At 64.9% G+C, this 19,529-nt stretch carries 18 protein-coding genes; 9 read left to right on the forward strand and 9 right to left on the reverse strand.

The window, feature by feature from the left end; genetic code table 11:
• Genes HZB49_RS25810 through HZB49_RS25830 form a run of 5 tightly spaced genes read right to left on the reverse strand, consistent with a single transcriptional unit; the run spans window position 1 to window position 6,706 of the window.
• Window positions 1–1,191, reverse strand: coding sequence for an acyl-CoA dehydrogenase family protein (locus HZB49_RS25810; protein ID WP_291616540.1), 1,191 nt, complete (start codon window positions 1,189–1,191; stop codon window positions 1–3).
• A gap of 17 nt (window positions 1,192–1,208) precedes the next feature.
• Window positions 1,209–1,976 (reverse strand): enoyl-CoA hydratase-related protein, encoded by a 768-nt coding sequence (locus HZB49_RS25815; RefSeq protein WP_291616542.1) that lies wholly within the window; start codon window positions 1,974–1,976, stop codon window positions 1,209–1,211.
• Window positions 1,977–1,982: 6 nt separating this feature from the next.
• A complete protein-coding gene (locus HZB49_RS25820) occupies window positions 1,983–3,959 on the reverse strand; it encodes a biotin carboxylase N-terminal domain-containing protein (protein ID WP_291616544.1) in 1,977 nt (658 codons plus the stop codon).
• Entirely contained in the window at window positions 3,947–5,581 is a 1,635-nt protein-coding gene (locus HZB49_RS25825) for a carboxyl transferase domain-containing protein (protein WP_291616546.1), read from the reverse strand. Before HZB49_RS25825 ends, HZB49_RS25820 begins: the two co-directional genes overlap by 13 nt.
• 33 nt (window positions 5,582–5,614) lie before the next feature.
• Window positions 5,615–6,706 carry a hypothetical protein gene (locus tag HZB49_RS25830; RefSeq protein ID WP_291616548.1) on the reverse strand — a complete coding sequence of 364 codons (1,092 nt, stop codon included), beginning with the start codon at window positions 6,704–6,706 and terminating at the stop codon, window positions 5,615–5,617.
• A 219-nt stretch (window positions 6,707–6,925) separates the two neighbouring features.
• Here HZB49_RS25830 and HZB49_RS25835 point away from each other — a divergent pair, with 219 nt between their 5' ends.
• The 3 genes from HZB49_RS25835 (at window position 6,926) to HZB49_RS25845 (ending at window position 10,511) form a co-directional block, all read left to right on the forward strand.
• Window positions 6,926–8,578: an NAD(P)/FAD-dependent oxidoreductase gene (locus HZB49_RS25835; protein ID WP_291616550.1), complete on the forward strand. Its 1,653-nt coding sequence runs from the start codon at window positions 6,926–6,928 to the stop codon at window positions 8,576–8,578.
• Between the two features lie 113 nt (window positions 8,579–8,691).
• A complete protein-coding gene (yghU, locus tag HZB49_RS25840; RefSeq protein ID WP_291616552.1) occupies window positions 8,692–9,576 on the forward strand; it encodes a glutathione-dependent disulfide-bond oxidoreductase in 885 nt (294 codons plus the stop codon).
• 179 nt (window positions 9,577–9,755) lie between these two features.
• Complete coding sequence (locus HZB49_RS25845; protein WP_291616554.1) at window positions 9,756–10,511, forward strand: alpha/beta hydrolase; 756 nt, start codon at window positions 9,756–9,758, stop codon at window positions 10,509–10,511.
• Window positions 10,512–10,592: 81 nt separating this feature from the next.
• On the opposite strand, the gene HZB49_RS25850 is transcribed toward HZB49_RS25845, so the two are convergent.
• The 3 genes from HZB49_RS25850 to HZB49_RS25860 are packed head-to-tail and all read right to left on the reverse strand — an operon-like array spanning window position 10,593 to window position 13,221.
• Window positions 10,593–11,204, reverse strand: coding sequence for a flavin reductase family protein (locus tag HZB49_RS25850; protein WP_291616556.1), 612 nt, complete (start codon window positions 11,202–11,204; stop codon window positions 10,593–10,595).
• A gap of 34 nt (window positions 11,205–11,238) precedes the next feature.
• On the reverse strand, window positions 11,239–12,432 hold the full coding sequence (locus HZB49_RS25855) for an aminotransferase class V-fold PLP-dependent enzyme (RefSeq protein ID WP_291616558.1): 1,194 nt from the start codon (window positions 12,430–12,432) through the stop codon (window positions 11,239–11,241).
• 9 nt (window positions 12,433–12,441) lie between these two features.
• Window positions 12,442–13,221 carry an SDR family oxidoreductase gene (locus tag HZB49_RS25860; RefSeq protein WP_291616560.1) on the reverse strand — a complete coding sequence of 260 codons (780 nt, stop codon included), beginning with the start codon at window positions 13,219–13,221 and terminating at the stop codon, window positions 12,442–12,444.
• A gap of 167 nt (window positions 13,222–13,388) precedes the next feature.
• On the opposite strand from HZB49_RS25860, the gene HZB49_RS25865 reads away from it, so the two are divergent.
• The 3 genes from HZB49_RS25865 to HZB49_RS25875 are packed head-to-tail and all read left to right on the forward strand — an operon-like array spanning window position 13,389 to window position 15,541.
• Window positions 13,389–14,180, forward strand: coding sequence for an enoyl-CoA hydratase/isomerase (locus HZB49_RS25865; protein WP_291616562.1), 792 nt, complete (start codon window positions 13,389–13,391; stop codon window positions 14,178–14,180).
• Window positions 14,177–15,169, forward strand: a complete 993-nt coding sequence (locus HZB49_RS25870; RefSeq protein WP_291616564.1) for a phosphotransferase family protein — start codon at window positions 14,177–14,179, stop codon at window positions 15,167–15,169. The genes HZB49_RS25865 and HZB49_RS25870 overlap by 4 nt, the downstream gene beginning before the upstream one ends.
• Entirely contained in the window at window positions 15,170–15,541 is a 372-nt protein-coding gene (locus HZB49_RS25875) for a DUF6285 domain-containing protein (protein ID WP_291616566.1), read from the forward strand. It abuts the gene before it with no gap.
• Window positions 15,542–15,644: 103 nt separating this feature from the next.
• Here HZB49_RS25875 and HZB49_RS25880 read toward each other — a convergent pair whose 3' ends face one another.
• A complete protein-coding gene (locus tag HZB49_RS25880; RefSeq protein WP_291616568.1) occupies window positions 15,645–16,424 on the reverse strand; it encodes an enoyl-CoA hydratase-related protein in 780 nt (259 codons plus the stop codon).
• 222 nt (window positions 16,425–16,646) lie between these two features.
• Between HZB49_RS25880 and HZB49_RS25885 the strand changes: the two genes are divergently transcribed.
• The 3 genes from HZB49_RS25885 to HZB49_RS25895 are packed head-to-tail and all read left to right on the forward strand — an operon-like array spanning window position 16,647 to window position 19,415.
• A complete protein-coding gene (locus HZB49_RS25885) occupies window positions 16,647–17,921 on the forward strand; it encodes an acyl-CoA dehydrogenase family protein (RefSeq protein ID WP_291616570.1) in 1,275 nt (424 codons plus the stop codon).
• Window positions 17,922–17,931: 10 nt separating this feature from the next.
• A complete protein-coding gene (locus tag HZB49_RS25890) occupies window positions 17,932–18,408 on the forward strand; it encodes a GFA family protein (protein WP_291616572.1) in 477 nt (158 codons plus the stop codon).
• Window positions 18,408–19,415 (forward strand): alpha/beta fold hydrolase, encoded by a 1,008-nt coding sequence (locus HZB49_RS25895; RefSeq protein WP_291616574.1) that lies wholly within the window; start codon window positions 18,408–18,410, stop codon window positions 19,413–19,415. The genes HZB49_RS25890 and HZB49_RS25895 overlap by 1 nt, the downstream gene beginning before the upstream one ends.
• Window positions 19,416–19,529: the final 114 nt, after the last annotated feature.

The raw sequence follows: 19,529 nt of genomic DNA on the forward strand, positions 1-19,529 counted from the left end.
TCAGTCCTTCGGCAATCCCAGCACGCGCTCGCCGACGATGTTGGCCTGGATCTGGCTGGTTCCGCCGCCGATCGTGGACGAGAATGAATTGAAATAGGCGCGCTGCCACTTGCCGCCCTCGACCGCGTCGGCATCTCCGACGAAGCGGACGGCGTTGGCGCCCTGCAATGAGATAGCGAATTGCATCAGCCGCCGGCGATGCTCGGTGACCCGCAGCTTTGCGGACAGCCCGATCGCATTTGGCCGCTCGTTGCACAATGCGGCGATTTCACCTCGCTTTGCGGTAAGCCGGTCGCCTTGGTCCTCGATGATGAAGCGGACGAGCTGGTCGCGTATCAGCGGGTCGTCCAGCGCAGGGCGGCCGTCGCGACGCGACCGGCGCGCGAGCGCAATCACGTCGTCGACTCCCGGCGAGACGCGGCTGAGGCCGCCGGCCTGCCCGCCGGTCACGCCACGCTCGAACGTCAGCGTCAGCATGGCCATTTTCCAGCCGTCGCCTTCCTTCCCCATCAGGCACTCCGCCGGGATGCGCGCATCCGTGAAGAATGTCTGGGTGAAGCCATACTCGCCGGTCAGCTTCTTGATCGGCCGCGGCTCGATGCCCGGCGTCTTCATCGGGACCAGGAAGAACGAAAGGCCTTCGTAGCGCGGCTTTTGCGGGTTGGTTCGCGCCAGCAGGATCATGTAGCTGGCGTAGCTGCCGAGGCTGGTCCAGATCTTCGAGCCGTTCAGCACATACTCGTTGCCGTCGCGCCGCGCCGACAACTGGCAGTTGGCGAGGTCCGATCCCTGGTCCGGCTCGGAAAATCCCTGGCACCAGATGTCGTCGGCGTTGAGAATTCCCTTGATGTAGCGCTTCTTTGCTTCCTCGCTGCCGACCGCGAGAATGAGCGGACCCGCCCAGTTGAGACCGATGGTGTTCGGGACGAACGGCACCTTCTGCCGCGCCATCTCCGCATTGACGATGTTCTGATAGACCTGCGGCTTGCCGCCACCGCCATATTCCCGGGGCCAGGCCATGCCGAGATAGCCGGCTTCGTAGACCTTGCGCTGCCAGTTGCGCAGATATTCGAACTGCTCATCCGAGCCGACTTCCATAAAGGATTCCGGCAGCAGGAAGTCCGGCTCCGGCGGACGGTTCTGCCTCAGCCAAGCTTCCACCTCGCGGCGGAACTCGTCAAGCTCGCCCATGTTTCCCCCGTCGTTGTTCAATTCTTCACCCAGTGAGGCTTTCGCTTTTCCCGGAAGGCCGCCATGCCTTCCTGACCGTCGGCCGACGCGAACATCTGACGGCTCCATTCCGCCATTTCCCGGAATGCCTCGTCGAGCGGCCTTGGCTCGGCTGCGCGCCGCACCAGTTTCTTGCATTCGGCCACCGCCTTTGGCGCGCCCAGGCGGATCATGTCGATCTCTTCCTGGACGGCGCCGCGCAGTTGCTCCTTCGCAACGGCGCGGTGAACGAGGCCAAGCCCGACGGCCTGCGCGCCCGTGAACTGCTCGCCCGAGACGAACAGCTTCATCGCGTTGTGGGCTCCGAGCTTTGGCACGCAGACCACGGCGATGATGGCCGGAATGACGCCGATGCGCACTTCCGAGAAGCTGAATTTGGCGTCGGCGACCGCAATAGCAATGTCGCAGGCGCCGACGATCCCCAGCCCGCCGGCAAATGCCGCGCCATTGATGGCGGCAATTACCGGTTTGGGGCTTTCGACGATGAGCCTGAGCACGTCGGGAAAGGTAGGTCCGGAGTTCTCGCCCGGGTTCCTGTTCTTCAGATCGGCGCCTGCACAGAAGGCGGGGCCGTTGCCGGTGATGACGATGCAGCGGACATTCGGATCCGCGATGGCGGCGCCGAGGTGACCGTGGAGTTCCGTCACGAGAATCTGGGACAGCGCGTTGCGATTCTCCGGGCGGTTGAGCGTGATCCACGCGCTCTCGCCCTCGACGTCATAAAGTGTCGCTTCGGTCGTCGGCATGTCCAGCTACTCCGCCTGTTCCATGATCACCAGGATGGCGCCGTTGGCGACCTGATCGCCGGCGGTGACGTTGAGTGTCTTGACGGTGCCGTCCCAGGGCGCGTCGATGCGATGTTCCATCTTCATCGCTTCCAGCACCAGCAACGCTTGCCCGCGCTCGACCAGGTCGCCTTCCGCGACCATGACCGACATGACCTTTCCGGGCATTGGCGCCTTGAGTCCGCCGCGCTGCTCGGCCCTCTCGGGCGCCGGGAACCGCGGCAACTCGGCAAGCTCGACATCCCCTGCGGCGCCGTGGATGAAACGCTTGTCGGCAGCCGCCAGCACGCTGTGCCGGCAGCGGCGGCCGTCGATCGCCAGATCGATGCCGCGCTCGTCGATGGCGAATTCGACGACCCGGCAGGGACGCTCGTTGACCGTCACCGCGATGCTGCCGTCGCGCGCGGGACGATAGGCGAGGTTCAGTCTTGCGTCCCTGAATGCGTAGCTCACCTGTTCCGGCGGCATCACCGAATTGCGGAAGCCGCCCGGTATCGTCTTCAGGATCCGCATTTGACGCAGGCGGCTGCCGCGGTCGTGCAGGGCGGCCGCGATCGCAGCCGCGTGTAGTTCGCTTTCGTCGATGGCGCGCGTCGGGTTGGGCTTCACGTTTGCAATGAAGTCGGTGTCGGTCTCGCCTCGCAGGAACTCAGGGCTACGCAGGCATGAGACCAGAAAGTCGCGATTGTGAACGATGCCCTGCACGCGCGTCGCCTCCAGCGCGCGCGCGAGCTTCGTCGCAGCCTCGCGTCGCGTCGGCGCCCAGGCGATGATCTTGGCCATCATCGGATCGAAGGCGATACCGATCTCGCTGCCGCTTTCGATTCCGGAATCGGTGCGGATGCCGTCGCCGGCCGGCGGCTCCCATACCTGCACGGTGCCCGGCGTCGGCAGGAAGTTCTTCTCCGGGTCCTCCGCGCACAGCCGGACCTCGATGGCATGGCCGTTAATTCGCAGGTCCTGCTGGGCGAATCCGAGAGCTTCGCCTTCGGCGACGCGCAATTGCTCCCGCACCAGGTCGAGCCCGGTCACCGCCTCCGTGACGGGATGCTCGACCTGCAGACGGGTGTTGACCTCCAGGAAAAAGAACTCGCGTCCGCTGACCAGGAATTCCACCGTGCCGGTGGAGTCGTAGCCGATGGCGCGGCCGGCGGCGAGGGCGGCCTTTCCCATCCGCTCGCGCAACGCGGCATCGACCGCAGGCGAGGGCGCCTCCTCGACGATCTTCTGGTGCCGGCGCTGGATCGAACATTCGCGCTCGAACAGGTGGACGAGATTGCCGTGCTTGTCGCCGAGAATCTGGATCTCGACGTGCCTGGCGCTGCTGAGCCAGCGCTCGAGAAACACCGTCCCGTCGCCGAAGGCGGCGGCCGCCTCGCGCCTTGCGCTTTCGATCGCCTGGGGCAGGTCGGCCGGCTTCTCGACGATGCGCATGCCGCGGCCGCCGCCGCCGGCGGCGGCCTTGATCAGGACGGGGTAGCCGATCTTTTCCGCCAGGGCCGGGGCATCTGCGTTTTCCGGCACCTCGAACGCCTCGAGCAGGGGTACGCCGAGCGGTTTCAGCAGGCGTTTGGCGGCAAGCTTGTCGCCGATGGCGCGGATGGCCTTGGGCGAGGGGCCCACCCAGATCAGGCCGGCGGCGGTCACCGCCTCGGCGAAAGCCGCGCTCTCCGAGAGAAATCCGTAGCCGGGATGGACCGCGTCGGCGCCGCTTCGCTTGCACGCTTCGATCAACTTGCCCACGTCGAGATAGCTCTCGGCGGCGGTTTGGCCTCCAATCGAGATCGCCGTATCGGCTTCCGCGACGAACGGCGCGGTCGCGTCGTTGTCGGAATAGACCGCAACCGTGCCGATGCCCATGGCGTGCGCGGTGCGGATGATCCGCCGGGCGATCTCGCCGCGGTTGGCGATCAGAAGGCGCCGGATGGGAACTACATTCGCCATGTGCCGAATTCCTTGGTCCCTGCGACGCGGTTGCTGTGGCAGGCGGACAATGCGATGCCGAGCACGGTGCGGGTGTCGCGCGGATCGATCATCCCGTCGTCGGAGACGCGAGAGGTCGCGAACAGCCCCTTCGAGCGTTCCTCCGCCCAATGTTCGACCGATGCGACGCGCTTTGCGTTGGCCTCCTCGTCGAATTGTTCGCCGCGCCGTTGCGCGGCGGCGCGCTGGATGATGGTCATCACGCCGGCCATCTGCTTGGGCCCCATGACGGCAATCTTGGCGGTGGGCCACAGGAACGTGAAGCGGGTGCCGTAGGCGCGGCCGCTCATCCCGTAATTGCCGGCGCCGTAGGATGCGCCGACGATCACGGTCAGATGAGGCACGGTCGAATTGGCGACCGCGTTGATCATCTTGGAGCCGTCCTTGGTGATGCCGCGTTGCTCGAAATCGGTGCCGACGATGTAGCCGGTGATGTTGTGAAGAAACAGCAGGGGAATGTCGATCTGGTTGCAGAGCTGGATGAACTGCGCGGCCTTCTCCGACGATTCCGACAGCAGCGCGCCGTTGTTGCCGAGGATTCCCACCGGGAATCCGTGTACCGACGCCCACCCCGTGACCAGCGTCGGACCGTAGAGCGGCTTGAACTCCTCGAAGCGCGAGCCGTCGACGATGCGGGCGATCACCTCGCGGATGTCGAATGGCTGGCGCAGATCCCGGCCGACGATACCGAGCAGATCGTCGGAATCGTACAGGGGCGGGTCGGCGGGCAAGGTCGGTCCCGGGCCGAGCTTGCGCCAGTTCAGATGCGCGATCACCTCGCGCGCGATGCGGATACCGTCGGTCTCGTCTTCGGCCAGGTAGTCGCCGAGGCCGGAGACGGTCGTGTGCATTTCGGCGCCGCCGAGGCTTTCCTCGTTGGCATCCTCACCGGTCGCCATCTTCACCAGCGGCGGCCCTCCCAGGAACACCTTGGACTGGCCGCGGATGAAGATGTTGTAGTCGCTCATGCCCGGCTGGTAGGCGCCGCCGGCGGTGGAAGCCCCGAACACGATCGAAACGGTCGGGATGCGCAGCTTCGAAAGCTCCGTGATCTCGTAGAACAGCCGCCCGGATTCCGCGAAGTGTCCGACCTCGCGCCGGATGGTCGCCTCCGGGTCTTCCTTGCCCGATTCGCCGCGCAGGTCGGCACCCGCCGATTCCACGAACTGGACATAGGGCATCCGGTTGGTGCGGGCGATCTCGAGCCCGCGCATCAATTTCTTGGAGTTGAACGCGTTGAACGCACCGGCGCGCACCGACGGATCGTGGCCGAGAATGACGCATTCGACGCCGGAGATGACGCCGATGCCGACGACGAAGCCGGAGCCGACGTTGAAGTTGGAGCGCCAGGCCGCGAGCGGGCTGATTTCCAGGAACGGCGTATCCCGGTCGAGCGCCATGGAGATGCGCTCCCGCAGCGGCATCTTTCCGCGGGCGCGCAGCCGCGCCATCTCCTGCTCGCCGCCGCCGCGCGCCGCCTCGGCAAGCAGGTCCTCGACCGTCTGCAGCGATTCGAGCATGTCGGTGCGATTGCGCGAAAACGTTTCGGACCTGCGGTCGAGTTTGGTTTCGATAGTTCCCATCATTTCCCCCGGGCTGCCGCCTGAACAGCCGTGCTAGGCCCGCAACAGGGCGTCGTCCTTCTTCCAGGGCGCGATCTGGCCGGCATAGACGCCAGGGCCTTTGCGGAAGTGCGCCGCTTCCTCCAGCGTCTCCACGAAGGGCATGTCCCGTGGATAGAGTTCGCTTCCGCGCGGGCGCGGCCCGGACTTGGAGACGTGCCCCCAGAGCGGATGCCCGACCACTTCTTCGGCGGTCGCCACGGCTTCGATCAGCTTCCCGAGGTCGTAGCCGGTCTCGATACCCATCTCGTGACAGAGATCGACAAGATCTTCCGTCGGCACATGACCCGCCGCGCGGCCGTTGCCGCAATAGGGGCAGCCGCCCATTCCGCCGAGGCTGGTGTCGAACTCGCGGACGCCGAGCATCAGCCCTTCATAGTAGCTTGCAATCGTCGCACCGCGCTGGTTGTGCAGATGGAGATGGAGGTCGGTGACCGCAGGCCAGCGCTCCCTGATGGCAAGGAGGGTCTGCCGCACCAGATGGGGCAGGTTCCAGCCCATCGCCTCCACCAGCGAGATGCGCGTGACGGGAATGCCGGCGGCCTCCCATTTGCCGATCATCAGCTCGAGCAGGGCCATGCGCTGCTCATGCGAAAACGGACCTTCGAAATTCGAGCCGAACGGGTTGCCGATCGATATCGATGCCTTCTCGGCGCCTGCCGCACGAGCGGCGGCGACGGTCGCATCCAGCGCGGCGATCTGCTGTGCCTGGCTGCGGTTGTAGTTGCGGCGGGCAAAGGTATCGCAAAGCTCGACATGGCTGGAGTGCCGGCCGCGGTTTCGCCGCACGTCGATCTTCGGATAGTAGCGATCGGCCCGGTCGAAGCCGTGCTTGTTGAAGACCGCGGCGGTGTAGATCACGCCGGGTTTCGGCACGAAACGCTCGGCGATCTCGTCGATGCAGGCCATCTGCGGCGTCCACTTGGGATGGGCGAACGAGCCGATCGAGATCACCTTTGCGCCGGTTTCGCCGAGCGCGTCGAGCAGGCGAAGCTTTGCCTCGACGGAAATGGCCGCACTCTCGATCTGCAGGCCTTCGCGCATCGTATCGTCGGTGATGATGACGGATTTGGGCAGGGTGTTCATGGCCTTCGAGCTCCCCGGGAGGTCCCTTGTTGTTAGTTTCGCTTGACCCGCCCGGACGCTAGCCCATCCCGTGTCGGCACGCCAACCGGGCTGGAGAGGTCCTGAGCGGCCTGCCACGGCAATTCCGTAGCCCGGAAGGCCGGATTTGTGTCTTGCGCTTTGACGCTGCGCGAAGAATGCTGTCGGTCAAAATCGAGAAGAATTCGGGAGAATGCGTCAATGTCCGCCCAGCCGTCCGCCGCCACGAGAGCCGCGGCCTACGACGTCGTCGTGGTCGGCGCGGGCTTTGCCGGCATGTACATGCTGCACCGGCTGCGCGGGCTCGGCATGACGGCGCGGGTATACGAGCAGGGCAGCGGGGTCGGCGGCACCTGGTACTGGAATCGCTATCCTGGCGCGCGCTGCGACGTCGAGAGCATGCAGTACTCCTATTCCTTCTCGGAAGAGTTGCAGCAGGAATGGGATTGGAGCGAGCGCTATGCGCCGCAGCCGGAGATTTTGGCCTACGCCAACCATGTCGCCGACCGTTTCGACCTGCGGCCTGACATCCAGATCGACACGCGCGTCGAGCGCGCCGTGTTCGACGAGCGCGCCAACATCTGGTCCGTGACGACATCGGATGGCAAGACGGTCACCGCGAAATTCGTCGTGCTCGCGACCGGCTGCCTGTCGAATGCCCGCGTGCCCGACATCAGGGGTCTCGATCGCTTCAAGGGCAAGGTCTATCACACCGGCCACTGGCCGCATGAGGCGGTCGATTTCACCGGCCAGCGCGTCGCCGTGATCGGCACCGGCTCGTCGAGCATCCAGGCCGTGCCGGTCATTGCCGAACAGGCAAGGCACCTGACGGTGTTCCAGCGCACGGCGAATTTTTCCATCCCGGCGCATAACGGCCCGCTGTCGAGCCAGCAGCGCGAATGGTTCCGCAAGAATTATCCGGAGATCCGCCGCTTCGAGCGTGAAGTGGCTCGCAACGGCATATACACCCAGCAGCCGGACCGCGGCGCGCTCGACGACAGCGACAACGAGCGCCGCGCCAGATACGAAGCCGGCTGGCAGCACGGCGGCACGGTCTTCATGTCCGTCTACAACAACGTCCTGCTCGACAAGGCCGCCAACGATACCGCCGCCGATTTCGTCCGCGGCAAGATCGCCGAGATCGTCAGGGATCCTGTCACGGCAAAGCTGCTGCAGCCGGACAACCACCCGATCGGCTCCAAGCGCATCTGCGTCGACACCGACTACTTCGCCACCTTCAACCGTCCCAACGTCGAGCTTGTCGACGTCAGGACCGATCCGATCGAGGAGATCACCGAGAATGCCGTGCGTGTCGCCGGCAAGGACTATGAGGCGGACGCGCTGGTGCTGGCGACCGGTTTCGATGCGATGACCGGCTCGGTGGCGAAGATCGAGATCGTCGGCCGCTACGGCCAGACGCTGAACCAGAAATGGGCGGAAGGGCCGCGCACCTATCTCGGCCTGATGAGCGCGGGCTTTCCCAATCTCTTCATCATCACCGGACCCGGCAGCCCCTCGGTGCTGTCGAATATGATCGTCTCCATCGAGCAGCATGTCGACTGGATCGCCGATTGCTTCGCCTGGATGCGCAGCAAAGGCCTCGCAGCCATGGAGGCGACCAAGCCGGCCGAGGATAAATGGGTCGAGCACGTCAACGAGGTCGCTCACACCACGCTCTATCCGCAGGCGAATTCCTGGTACATGGGCGCCAACATCCCGGGCAAGCCGCGCATCTTCATGCCCTATATCGGGGGTGTCCCCGTCTATCGGCAGAAGTGCGACGAGGTGGCAGCGAAGGGATATGAGGGATTTGCGATGACGGCGGCGGAGCAGCGCCAGGCGGCGGCATCCTAGCTTCCGTAGGGTGGGCAAAGCGAAGCGTGCCCACCATATTGAGCACGACGTTCGAAGGTGGGCACGGCGAAGGGCGCCTTTGCCCACCCTACAAATCCTTCTGGAGCAACCGAGTGACCGACGCCCCCGCAACGACCTACGAGCCGCCGAAAGTCTGGACCTGGAACAAGGAGAGCGGCGGCCGCTTCGCCGCCATCAACCGCCCGATCGCCGGCCCCACGCATGAGAAGGAACTGCCGATCGGCCGCCATCCGCTGCAACTCTATTCCCTGGCGACGCCCAACGGCGTGAAAGCCACCGTCATGCTGGAGGAGTTGCTCGAACTCGGCCACAACGGTGCCGAATATGACGCCTGGCTGATCAGGATCGACGGCAACCAGTTCGGCAGCGGCTTCGTCGACGTCAATCCGAACTCCAAGATTCCGGCGCTGATGGACCGCAGCGGCAAGGAGCCAATCCGCGTGTTCGAGTCCGCGTCCATCCTAGTCTACCTCGCCGAGAAGTTCGGCGCCTTGCTGCCGACCGACGTCAAGACGCGCGCCGAATGCTTTTCTTGGCTGTTCTGGCAGATGGGCAGCGCGCCCTATCTCGGCGGCGGGTTCGGTCATTTCTATGCCTATGCGCCGACCAAGATCGAATACGCGATCGACCGCTTTGCCATGGAAGTGAAGCGCCAGCTCGATGTGCTCGACCGCAGGCTGGGCGAGGTCGAATACCTCTCCGGCGGCGACTATTCCATCGCCGATATCGCCGTGTGGCCGTGGTACGGCTCGCTGGTGAAGGGCGTGCTTTACGGCGCGGGCGAATTTCTCTCCGTGCAGGACTACAAGAACGTGCAGCGCTGGACCGATACCATTGCGAAGCGCCCGGCGGTGCAGCGCGGCCGCATGGTCAACCGCACCTGGGGCGATCCGGCAAACCAGCTGCATGAGCGCCACGACGCCAGCGATTTCCAGACCAAAACGCAGGACAAGATCGGCGAGCCTGCGAAGGCGTAATGATTTCATCTTACCTTCTCCCCTTGTGGGAGAAGGTGCCTTCGCGAAGTGAAGGCGGATGAGGGGTCTCTATCCGCGGAGACAAACCCCTCATCCGTCGCGCTCAGGAGCGCAAGTGCGCTCCAAAGCGCGCCACCTTCTCCCACAAGGGGAGAACGAAAAGAGAAGAGGGGGACACCATGGGCTTTGTCGAAAAGGGCGCCGTTCGCATCCACTATCTGGAATCCGGCTCCGGCTTCCCGCTGCTGCTGATCGCCGGAGGCGGATTGAATTCCTGCATCGAGGGCATCATCGGTTCGTATCCGCCCTTCAACGCCATGAAGGAATTTTCCAGCGAGTACCGCTGCGTCGCCTACGACCTGCGTAACGCTCCCCCCGGACAATCCTCCGGCCCGCTGGAGATCGATCGCCCCTGGGATTCCCACACCGACGACCAGCTCGCGCTGATGGACCATCTCGGCTGCAAGAAATTCATGGTGCTCGGCTTCTGCATCGGCGGCCCCCTGATCTGGAATCTCCTCAAGCGCGCCGGAGATCGCGTCGTTGCCGCCGTACTGGCCATGCCCAGCGGCTCGCGGCCGGAGATGCGCGATCTCTTCTACGACAACAACATGAAGGGCTGGGCACCCGAACTGGTGAAGGGCCGGCCCGACCTCACGATGGAGCAGGCGGAAAAATTCCTGACCCGGATGTACCGCACTAATCCGGATTTCGTGTTCACGGTGACGCGCGATTTCGTCAAGAGCTGCCAGACACCGGTGCTGATCCTGCCCGACGACATTCCGGCGCACCCCTATGCGGTTGCGATGGAGAGCGCGATGCTGGCGCCGAATGCCGAGGTGAGCATGTTCCCGTGGAAAGAGCCGCCGGAGCGCGTCCCGCTCGCCGTGCGCCAGATCCGCTCGTTCCTGCGCGCGCACCGGCCGAATGCGTAGGGCGGATTAGCGAAGCGTAATCCGCCGCGCCTTCAGCGGTCGGAGAATGGCGGATTACGCTTCGCTAATCCGCCCTACGATTCATTTCGGCCCCTGCGCTGCCGGAAACACCACCCGGTCATCGGTGCGGCAATAACGGTCTGCAAACATGCGGCCGATCGGATGATAGCGGTCCATGTGCACGCGCATGGCCTCGCGATCCCACAGCTCGTCGCGGATATAGAAGTTGATGCCTTCGCCCATGACGAGGATACGGTCGCCGTTGACGTCGATGATCTTCCACGTCTTGCACTCCATCGCCCAGGGCGTGTCGGCCAATCGCGGCACCGACACCTTGGAGGAAGGCGCAAGCTTCAGCCCGAGATAAGAGGGCTCGCCGATTTCGGGTGGGAAATCGCCTGACGATTCGTGCATCGCCCGCGCCAACGGCTCGTCGGCGATGTTGACCACGAATTCGCCCGACCGCCGGATGTTGACCAGCGTGTCCTTGGCCCGCCCGTCCGGCCGGTTGTTGGCCGCGAACATGCAAAGCGGCGGGCTTTCGCAGAACGCGTTGAAGAAGCTGAACGGCGCGGCGTTCACCACACCCGTCGGCCCCACCGTCGTCACCCAGGCAATCGGCCGCGGCAGGACAAAGGACGTCAGCACCTTGTAGCGCTCTCGCTGGCTGAGGTCTTCGGGTGCGTATTCCATTCTTGGTCCCCTGTCGCGAATGAAGGCTTCGATGTCAGGTCCGGAAGCGCTGCGCCAGGGCTGCAACCATGCGGTCGGCATCCTCCTCGTCATTATAGACGTGGGGAGAGATACGCATGCGGCCAAGACGCGACGCTACGTAGACGCCCTCGCTTGCGAGACCCTCAACGAGTCCCGTCGGCATCCCGTTTTCGAAACCCAGGCTCAGGATGTGCGGCGCGCGCAAGCCCGTTTGCGGCACTTCAATGCCATTGCCGCGCAGGCCTCCCGCGATCCGCTCCGTCAGCATCCCCAGGCGCTGGGCGACCGCGGCGGCGCCCCAATCGGCCATCATTTCCATGCCGATCGAGGCCATCTCCAGCGAAATGAAATGATCGCGCTCCCCCATGTCGAAGCGCCGGGCATCGCCGACGTAACCGAGGTCGGCAAAGTAGACTGCATTCTCGGCGCGCACGTTGCGGCGGCCTGCCGCGGTCTGCTCGAGCGGGATGCCATCTTGATGACGTTTGGCAACGTAGAGGAAGGCGCGGCCATATGGCCCGAGCAGCCACTTGTAGGTCGGGAAAATCACGAAATCCGGATCAAGACGTTGCACGTCCATTGCGAGCACGCCGGCGCTTTGTGTCGCGTCGACCAGGAATTTGGCTCCCTGCCGCCGGAGCGCGGCACCCACTTTTTCCACGTCGATCAGGCCGCCGTCCGACCAGTGCACCGAGGAGATGGAGGCCAGGCTCACCGGCGGGGCACCCGGTCGTTCGACGGTGGCAAGAACCGCCGATGTCCAGTTGCCGTCGCCGGGGCTGGCGACCGTGTCGACGGAAAAGCCTTGGGCTTCCGCCCGCGTGCGCCATTCGAGGACCGGGGAGGAGTGATCGTTGTCCAGCACGATCACGCGCGTGCCGCGGTCGATGGTCAGAAGCTTCGCCGCCGTGGCGACGCCGTAGCTGATCGAGGGTATCAGCGCGATATCGGCGGCGTCGGCATTGATCAGCCGGGCGGCGGCGAGGCGGGCGCGTTCGTGCTGTTCGCCCGCGAAGGAGGCCGCGAGCGTCCAGGGATTGCCTTTACGCCCGACTGCGGCCCGGCCGGCTTCCAGCGTCCGCAGCGGCAGCGGGCTGTAGGAGGCTGCATTGAGGTAGCAGACATGGCGGGGGATATCGAACAGGGCGCGCTGCGAGGCAAGCATCCGGCTGGTCTCCTGCGCGAGTTTGTTGTCAGGCCCGGCCATGACGATCGGTCAGAACGCCGTATAGCCGCCGTCGATCACGAAGGTGTCCGCGGTGTGATAGGACGATGCCTTGCTCATGATGTAGACGGCGATGCCGCCGAAATCGCTAGGTTCGCCGAAGCGGCGCACGGGAATGCGCGGCATCACGTTGGCGACGAACTTGTCGTTGCCCATGATGCCCGCCGTCATGTCGCTCTTGATCCAGCCGGGCAGGATGGCATTCGCAGTGACGCCGTAGCGGGCGAGTTCCACCGCCAACGCGCGGCAGAGCGCATTCAGCGCCGCCTTGGTGCCGGCATAGTGCTCGTTCCGCGCGGTGCCGAACAGCGAGGCGAGGCTCGATGTCGCCACCAGCCGGCCGAACTTGTCGCCGGCCTCCGCACGCTCGGTCATGTGGCGCGCGGCGGCCTGGAAGACGTGGAACACGCCGTCGAGATTGGTGGCGAACATCCGCCGCCACTCTTCCTCGGTTCGGTCGATGAAGGCGCGGCGTCCGCCGCCGCCGATGCCGGCATTGGCGAAGCAGCCGTCGACCCGGCCGAACGTGTCGAGCGTGGCCTTCATCGCCTCCTTGACCGACGCGGAATCCGTAACGTCGCAGACAAGGCTGTGAACCTTGCCGGGGCCGGCTTTCATGGTGGCCGCCGCCGCCTTGTTCTTCTCGGCATTGCGGCCCCAGATCGAGACGTTGCAGCCACTAGACGCAAGTGCCTGCGCCATGCCGAGCCCGATACCGCCATTGCCGCCGGTGATCACGGCGACGCGGCCGGAAAGGTCGAAGATGCTCATGCGCGTTTCCTCAAAGTTGTTTTCAATGTGCCGGACGGGGTCTAGATGTGCGTCCGGCGCAGGGTGACGTTCTGGTCCAACCATGGACAAGCCCGCCTCAAAAATCAAATATGGGCGCGAAAACCCGCCGCGCGGAAAGCGCGTCGATATCAACACGAGAGGAAACAATGCAGTTCAAGCACGTCACGCTCGATTTCGACGGACCGGTTGCGGTCCTCAGGCTGGACCATCAGGAGGTCATGAACGCGGTCTCCATGGACATGCTGGAGGGATTGACCGACGCGCTCGATGCGATCGAGGAGAAGAAGGCGGACGTGCGCTGCGTGGTGCTGACCGGCGCCGGACGCGCGTTCTGCACCGGCGCCAATCTGCAGGGCCGCAACCAGCAGAAGCCGGGCAAGAGCAATGCCGGCGCTGCGCTCGAGGTCGGATTCCATCCGTTCCTGCGCCGCATCCGCCGGCTGCATTGCCCGCTCGTGACCGCGGTGAACGGGCCTGCCGCCGGCGCAGGAATGAGCTTTGCGCTGCTCGGCGACATGATCCTGTGCGCGCGCTCCGCCTATTTCCTGCAGGCCTTCCGCCGCATCGGCCTGGTGCCGGATTGCGGCTCGACCTGGATGCTGCCGCGGATGATCGGCAAGGCCCGCTCGGTCGAATTGTCATTGATGGGCGAGCGGCTGCCGGCGGAAAAGGCGCTGGAGTGGGGTCTCGTCAACCGCGTCTACGACGATGCCGCGCTGATGGACGAGGCGATGAAGCTCGCGCACGAGCTTGCCAACGGCCCGACCATTGCGCTGTCGCTGATCCGCAAGCTGTACTGGGACAGCCCGGAAAATTCCTTCGAGGAGCAGCTCAACCTCGAATTTGAATCCCAGCGTATCGCAGGCGGCGCCGAAGACTTCAAGGAAGGCGTCACCGCCTTCCTCGAGAAGCGGCCGGCGAAATTCAAAGGCAAATGATCGAGACTGAACTCGGACGCTGCGTCGCGGCCTTTTGTCCGGGGGCAACGGGCGTCAGCGGCGTCGCCAGGCTTTCCGGCGGCGCCAGCCAGGAGACCTGGACGTTCGACATCGTGCACCCCGCGGGCAATGTCGGTGCGATCCTGCGCCGCGCGCCGCCGGGCTATGGCGCCTCGCCATCGCCCTCGCGCGCCGCCGGCCTCGATGCCGAAGCGGTGCTGATGCAACTCGCCCATGATAGCGGCCTGCCGTCACCGCGCGTCCTGCATGTGCTGAAGGCGGAGGAGGGGCTCGGCCGCGGTTTCATCATGGTCCGCGTCGAGGGCGAGACCATCGCGCGAAAGATCCTGCGCGACGACGAGTTCGCCAAAGCGCGGCCGATCCTGGCGCGCCAGCTCGGTAGGGTCGCGGCCGGCATTCATGCGCTGCCCGGGGCGAAGTTGCCGAAACTGCGCAGCATGACCTCGACGACCGAGATCGCCGATCTCGCGCGCGAATACCGCAGCACCAACTGGCCGAGGCCGGTGTTCGAGCTGGCGCTGCGCTGGCTCGCCGACCACGATCCCGGCCCGTCGCGCGAGATCACGCTGGTGCACGGCGACTTCCGCCACGGCAACTTCATCATCGGTCCCGACGGCGTTCGCGCGGTGCTGGACTGGGAGCTCGCGCACTTCGGCGATCCCATGGAGGATCTCGGCTGGATCTGCGTCAACTCCTGGCGGTTCGGCGGGATCGACAAGCCCGTCGGCGGTCTTGGCATGCGCGAGGACATGTTTGCCGGCTACGAAGAGACCGGCCGCAAGGTCGATCCCGATCGCGTGATGTTCTGGGAGGTGATGGGCACGCTGCGCTGGGGCATCATGTGCGGCCGCATGATGCAGCGGTTCCGCAACGCCCCCGATCACCCGATGGAGCAGGCCATGATAGGCCGGCGCGCATCGGAGACGGAGATCGATCTGCTTCGGTTGCTGGCCCCGAGGGAGAATTAGATGCAGGACGAACCGACACCCACCGAACTGATCCAGGCGGTTGCGGATTTCCTCCGCGCCGAGATCACGCCCGTCATCAAGGGCCACAATGCCTTCAAGCTCCGCGTCGGCATCAACGCGCTCGATCTGGTGACGCGTCAGCTTGCGCTGGAAGGCCCCGGCGATACCGCGGAAGCCGCGCGGCTGAAGGCGCTGCTCGGCATCGATGGCTCGGTGATGGAGCTGAACCGCGCGCTGGCCGAGAAGATCGCCAGAGGCGAGGTTGATCTCGACACGCCCGGGCTTAAGGAGCACCTCTGGCAGACCACGATGGACAAGCTCGCGGTCGATCAGCCGAATTACGCGTCGTACAAGCGGGAATTGGGGAACTAAATCTCTCGCGTCGTTCCGGGATGGTCCGAAGGACCAGACCCGGAACCTCGAGATTCCGGGTTCGATGCTGCGCATCGCCCCGGAATGACCGCGAAGAGCGCGGTCACCGCCCCAGCCATTTCGGCGGCCGCTTCTCGGCGAACGCCTTCGGGCCCTCGACATAGTCTTGTGAGGCCGCCATCGCCTTCACCGCGGGATATTCGCGCTGCTCGGCGATCGCCTGCTCCAGCGATACTTCGAGGCCGCGCTGGATCGCCTGCTTCGAGGCGCGGATCGACATCGGCGAATTCTTGGCGATGGTGTCGGCCCAGCGCTCGGCGGCGGCCAGCGCTTGGCCCGCCGGCACCACCTCGTTGACGAAGCCGAGCTCGAACCCTTCCTTGGCGCTGACATGGCGCGCGGTGAGGATCATGCCCATGGCGCGCTTCAGGCCGATCTGGCGCGGCAGGCGGTGCACGCCGCCGGCAAGCGCGGCAAGGCCGACGCGCGGCTCCGGCAGCGCAAAGGTCGCATTCTCCGCGGCGATGATGAGGTCGCAGGCCAGCGCAATCTCGAACCCGCCGCCCATGGCGACGCCGTTGACGGCGGCGATGATCGGCTTGTCGCAGTCGAAGCGCGAGGTCAGCCCCGCAAAGCCGCCCTTGTCCCAGCCGCGCTTTCCCCCCGCCGCCTGCCATTTCAGGTCATTGCCGGCGCAGAACGCCTTGTCGCCGGCGCCGGTGACGATCGCCACCCACTGCTCGGGATCGGCGGAGAAATCGTCGAACACCTTGTTGAGCTCGAAATGCGCGTCGATATGCAGCGCGTTGTAGACCTCCGGGCGCGACAGCGTGATTGTCGTGATCGGCCCCTTGCGCGTCACCTTGGAAAATTTCAGGTCCATTTCCTTTTCCCTCGTTCATTTTCTGTGGCGAAGAATTCTTGGCCAAGTCTAGCGCCGGCCCGCCGGGCGATCCCATCCAATTACGCAAAGCCCCCGCGCGTGCCAAGCGTTTCCCTTGCTTGACTTGGCAAGCGCCTTCTCCGCTAAATCGATCCCGAACAGCCGCGCCGCGTAGCGTCTAGACGCAAGCGCCGACAAGCAACAATTCCGGGAGAGACTGCCTTGGATTTCAACCTGCCTGCCGACCTCACGGCCTACCTCGCCGAACTCGACCGCTTCATCGAGCGCGAGATCAAGCCGCTGGAGGAGGCCGACGACAACATCCGCTTCTTCGACCATCGCCGCGAATGGGCGCGCACCGATTTCGAGAATGGCGGGCTGCCGCGGCATGAGTGGGAAGTGCTCCTGCGCAAGGTGAAGAATCTCGCCGACGCCGCCGGCCATCTGCGCTTCGCGATTCCGAAGCGCTATGGCGGCAAGGACGGTTCCAATCTCTGGATGGCCGTGATCCGCGAGCACTTTGCGTCAAAGGGCCTCGGCCTGCACAACGACCTGCAGAACGAGCATTCCATCGTCGGCAATCTGCCGATCGTCACCATGCTCGACCGCTACGGCCGCGACGACCAGAAGGCGATGATCGACGGCTCCATCACGGGGAAGTACCGCATCACCTTCGGCCTGACCGAACCCGACCACGGTTCCGACGCCACCCACATGGAAACGAAGGCGGTGCCCGCCACCCGCGACAACGTCAAGGGCTGGATCATCAACGGCGAGAAGATGTGGACGACGGGCATGCATGTCGCCACCCATTGCGCGCTGTTTGCGCGCACGTCAGGCAATGACGGCGATGCGCGCGGCATCAGCTGCTTCCTGGTGCCGGCGAAATCGCCCGGCGTGAAGGTCGAGGAATACATGTGGACCTTCAACATGCCGACCGATCACCCGCGCGTCAGCTTCACGGATGTGTTCGTGCCCGAGGATGCGCAGTTCGGCGAGGTGGGCCGCGGCCTGTCACTGGCGCAATGCTTCGTGCACGAGAACCGCATCCGCCAGGCCGCCAGCTCGCTGGGCGCTGCCGTCTACTGCATCAATGAGAGCGTGAAATACGCACGGCAGCGCAAGCCGTTCGGCAAGGCGCTGGCGGAGAACCAGGCCATCCAGTGGCCGCTGGTGGAACTGGCGACGCAAGCCGAGATGCTGCGGCTGTTGATCCGCAAGACGGCGTGGGAGATGGACCAGCTGACGCAGGCGCAGGTCGAGCACACGCTGTCCGACCGCGTGTCGATGTGCAACTTTTGGGCAAACCGGCTGTGCTGCGAGGCGGCCGACCGCGCCATGCAGGTGCACGGTGGCATGGGCTATTCGCGCCACAAACCGTTCGAGCACATCTACCGCCACCACCGCCGCTACCGCATCACCGAAGGCAGCGAGGAGATCCAGAAGCGCAAGGTCGCAGGCTTCCTGTTCGGCTATATGGGGGCGGGGAAGTATTAGGAGCGTAGCCATGGAGGGTGGATGCACGTGCCGGCACATCCGCTATCGCCTGCAAGGCAAGCCGATGATCGTGCATGCCTGCCACTGCAGCTGGTGCCAGCGCGAGACCGGCACGGTACATGCACTCAACGCGCTGTACGAGTTCGACCGGGTCGAGCATCTCGGTGCCGAGCCAGAGATCGTCGACACGCCGTCGGCGAGCGGCAAGGGCCAGCGCATCGCGCGCTGTCCTATCTGCAAGGTCGCGGTCTGGAGCAACTACCCGGGCTCCGGGTCCGCAGTGCGGTTCGTCCGCGTCGGTACCATGGATGATCCGAGCAGGTGCCCGCCGGACGTTCACATCTTCACGTCCACCAAGCTACCCTGGGTGACGCTGCCGCCGGGCGCCAAGGCCTACGCCGAATTCTACGATAATCCCGGTGAGGTCTGGTCGGACGAAGCGAGGGTGCGCCACCGCGCGGTGCGGGAAAAGATGAAGAAGCCGTGATGGGACAACAGACGCAGCAGGCAGCTCCGGTGTTGGCGCAAACCCCGCAACTCGTGACCGAGGAGATGATGGTCAAGACCGGCGATCCCGGCATCGAGATCTATGTGCGCAACAAGCGGCCGGCCAACATGACGAGCTTCCGGCCCGACCAGACCGTGCTCTATGTGCACGGTGCGACCTATCCGTCGGAAACCGCCTTCGACCTCAAGCTCGATGGCCTGTCCTGGATGGAATACATCGCCTCGCGCGGCTATGACGTCTGGCTGCTCGACCTGCGCGGCTACGGCAAGTCGACCCGCCCGCCGGAGATGGGCGCGAAACCGGAGGACAATGCGCCGATCGTGCAGGGCGTGACCGCCGTAAAGGACATCGGTACTGCCGTCGACTTCATCCTGCAGAAGCGCAATATCCCGCGGCTCAATCTGCTGGGCTGGTCGTGGGGCACCACGCTGATGGCGACCTACACAACGCAGAACGCCGACAAGGTGGAGCGTCTGGTGCTGTATGCGCCGGTCTGGATCAGGCAGACGGCGTCGCTGGTGCAGGACGGCCCCGGCAAGCTCGGCGCCTACCGGATGGTGAACCGCGACCAGGCCAGGGAGCGCTGGTACACTGGCGTGCCCGAGGACAAGAAGGCTTCGCTTATTCCAGCCGGCTGGTTCGATGCCTGGGCTGACGCCACCTTTGCAACCGATCCCGTCGGTGCGCAGATGACGCCGCCCGTGGTTCGCGCGCCCAACGGCGTGCTCCAGGACGGCATGGAGTACTTCGGCAAGCCCTACTACGACCCCTCCAGGATCACGGTGCCGACGCTGCTGGTCCACGCCGAGTGGGACAACGACACGCCGCCCTACATGGCCCAGACGCTGTTCCCGCTGCTGGTGAACTCGCCGGGCAAGCGCTACGTCGCGCTAGCGGAAGGCACCCACAGCATCATCATGGAACGGAACCGGATAAAGCTGTTCGAGGCCGTGCAGGCGTTTCTGGATGAGGCGAAGCGGTCTTGATGCTCTCTGCATGTCGTCCCCGCGAAAGCGGGGACCCATAACCACAGGGCGTGGTTTTGCGAACGCCTGAGCCACAGCGGGCTTGACAACTGCTCCCTGTGGTTATGGGTCCCG

The sequence above is a fragment of the Bradyrhizobium sp. genome, from assembly GCF_016219575.1.
GTDB lineage: Bacteria > Pseudomonadota > Alphaproteobacteria > Rhizobiales > Xanthobacteraceae > Bradyrhizobium.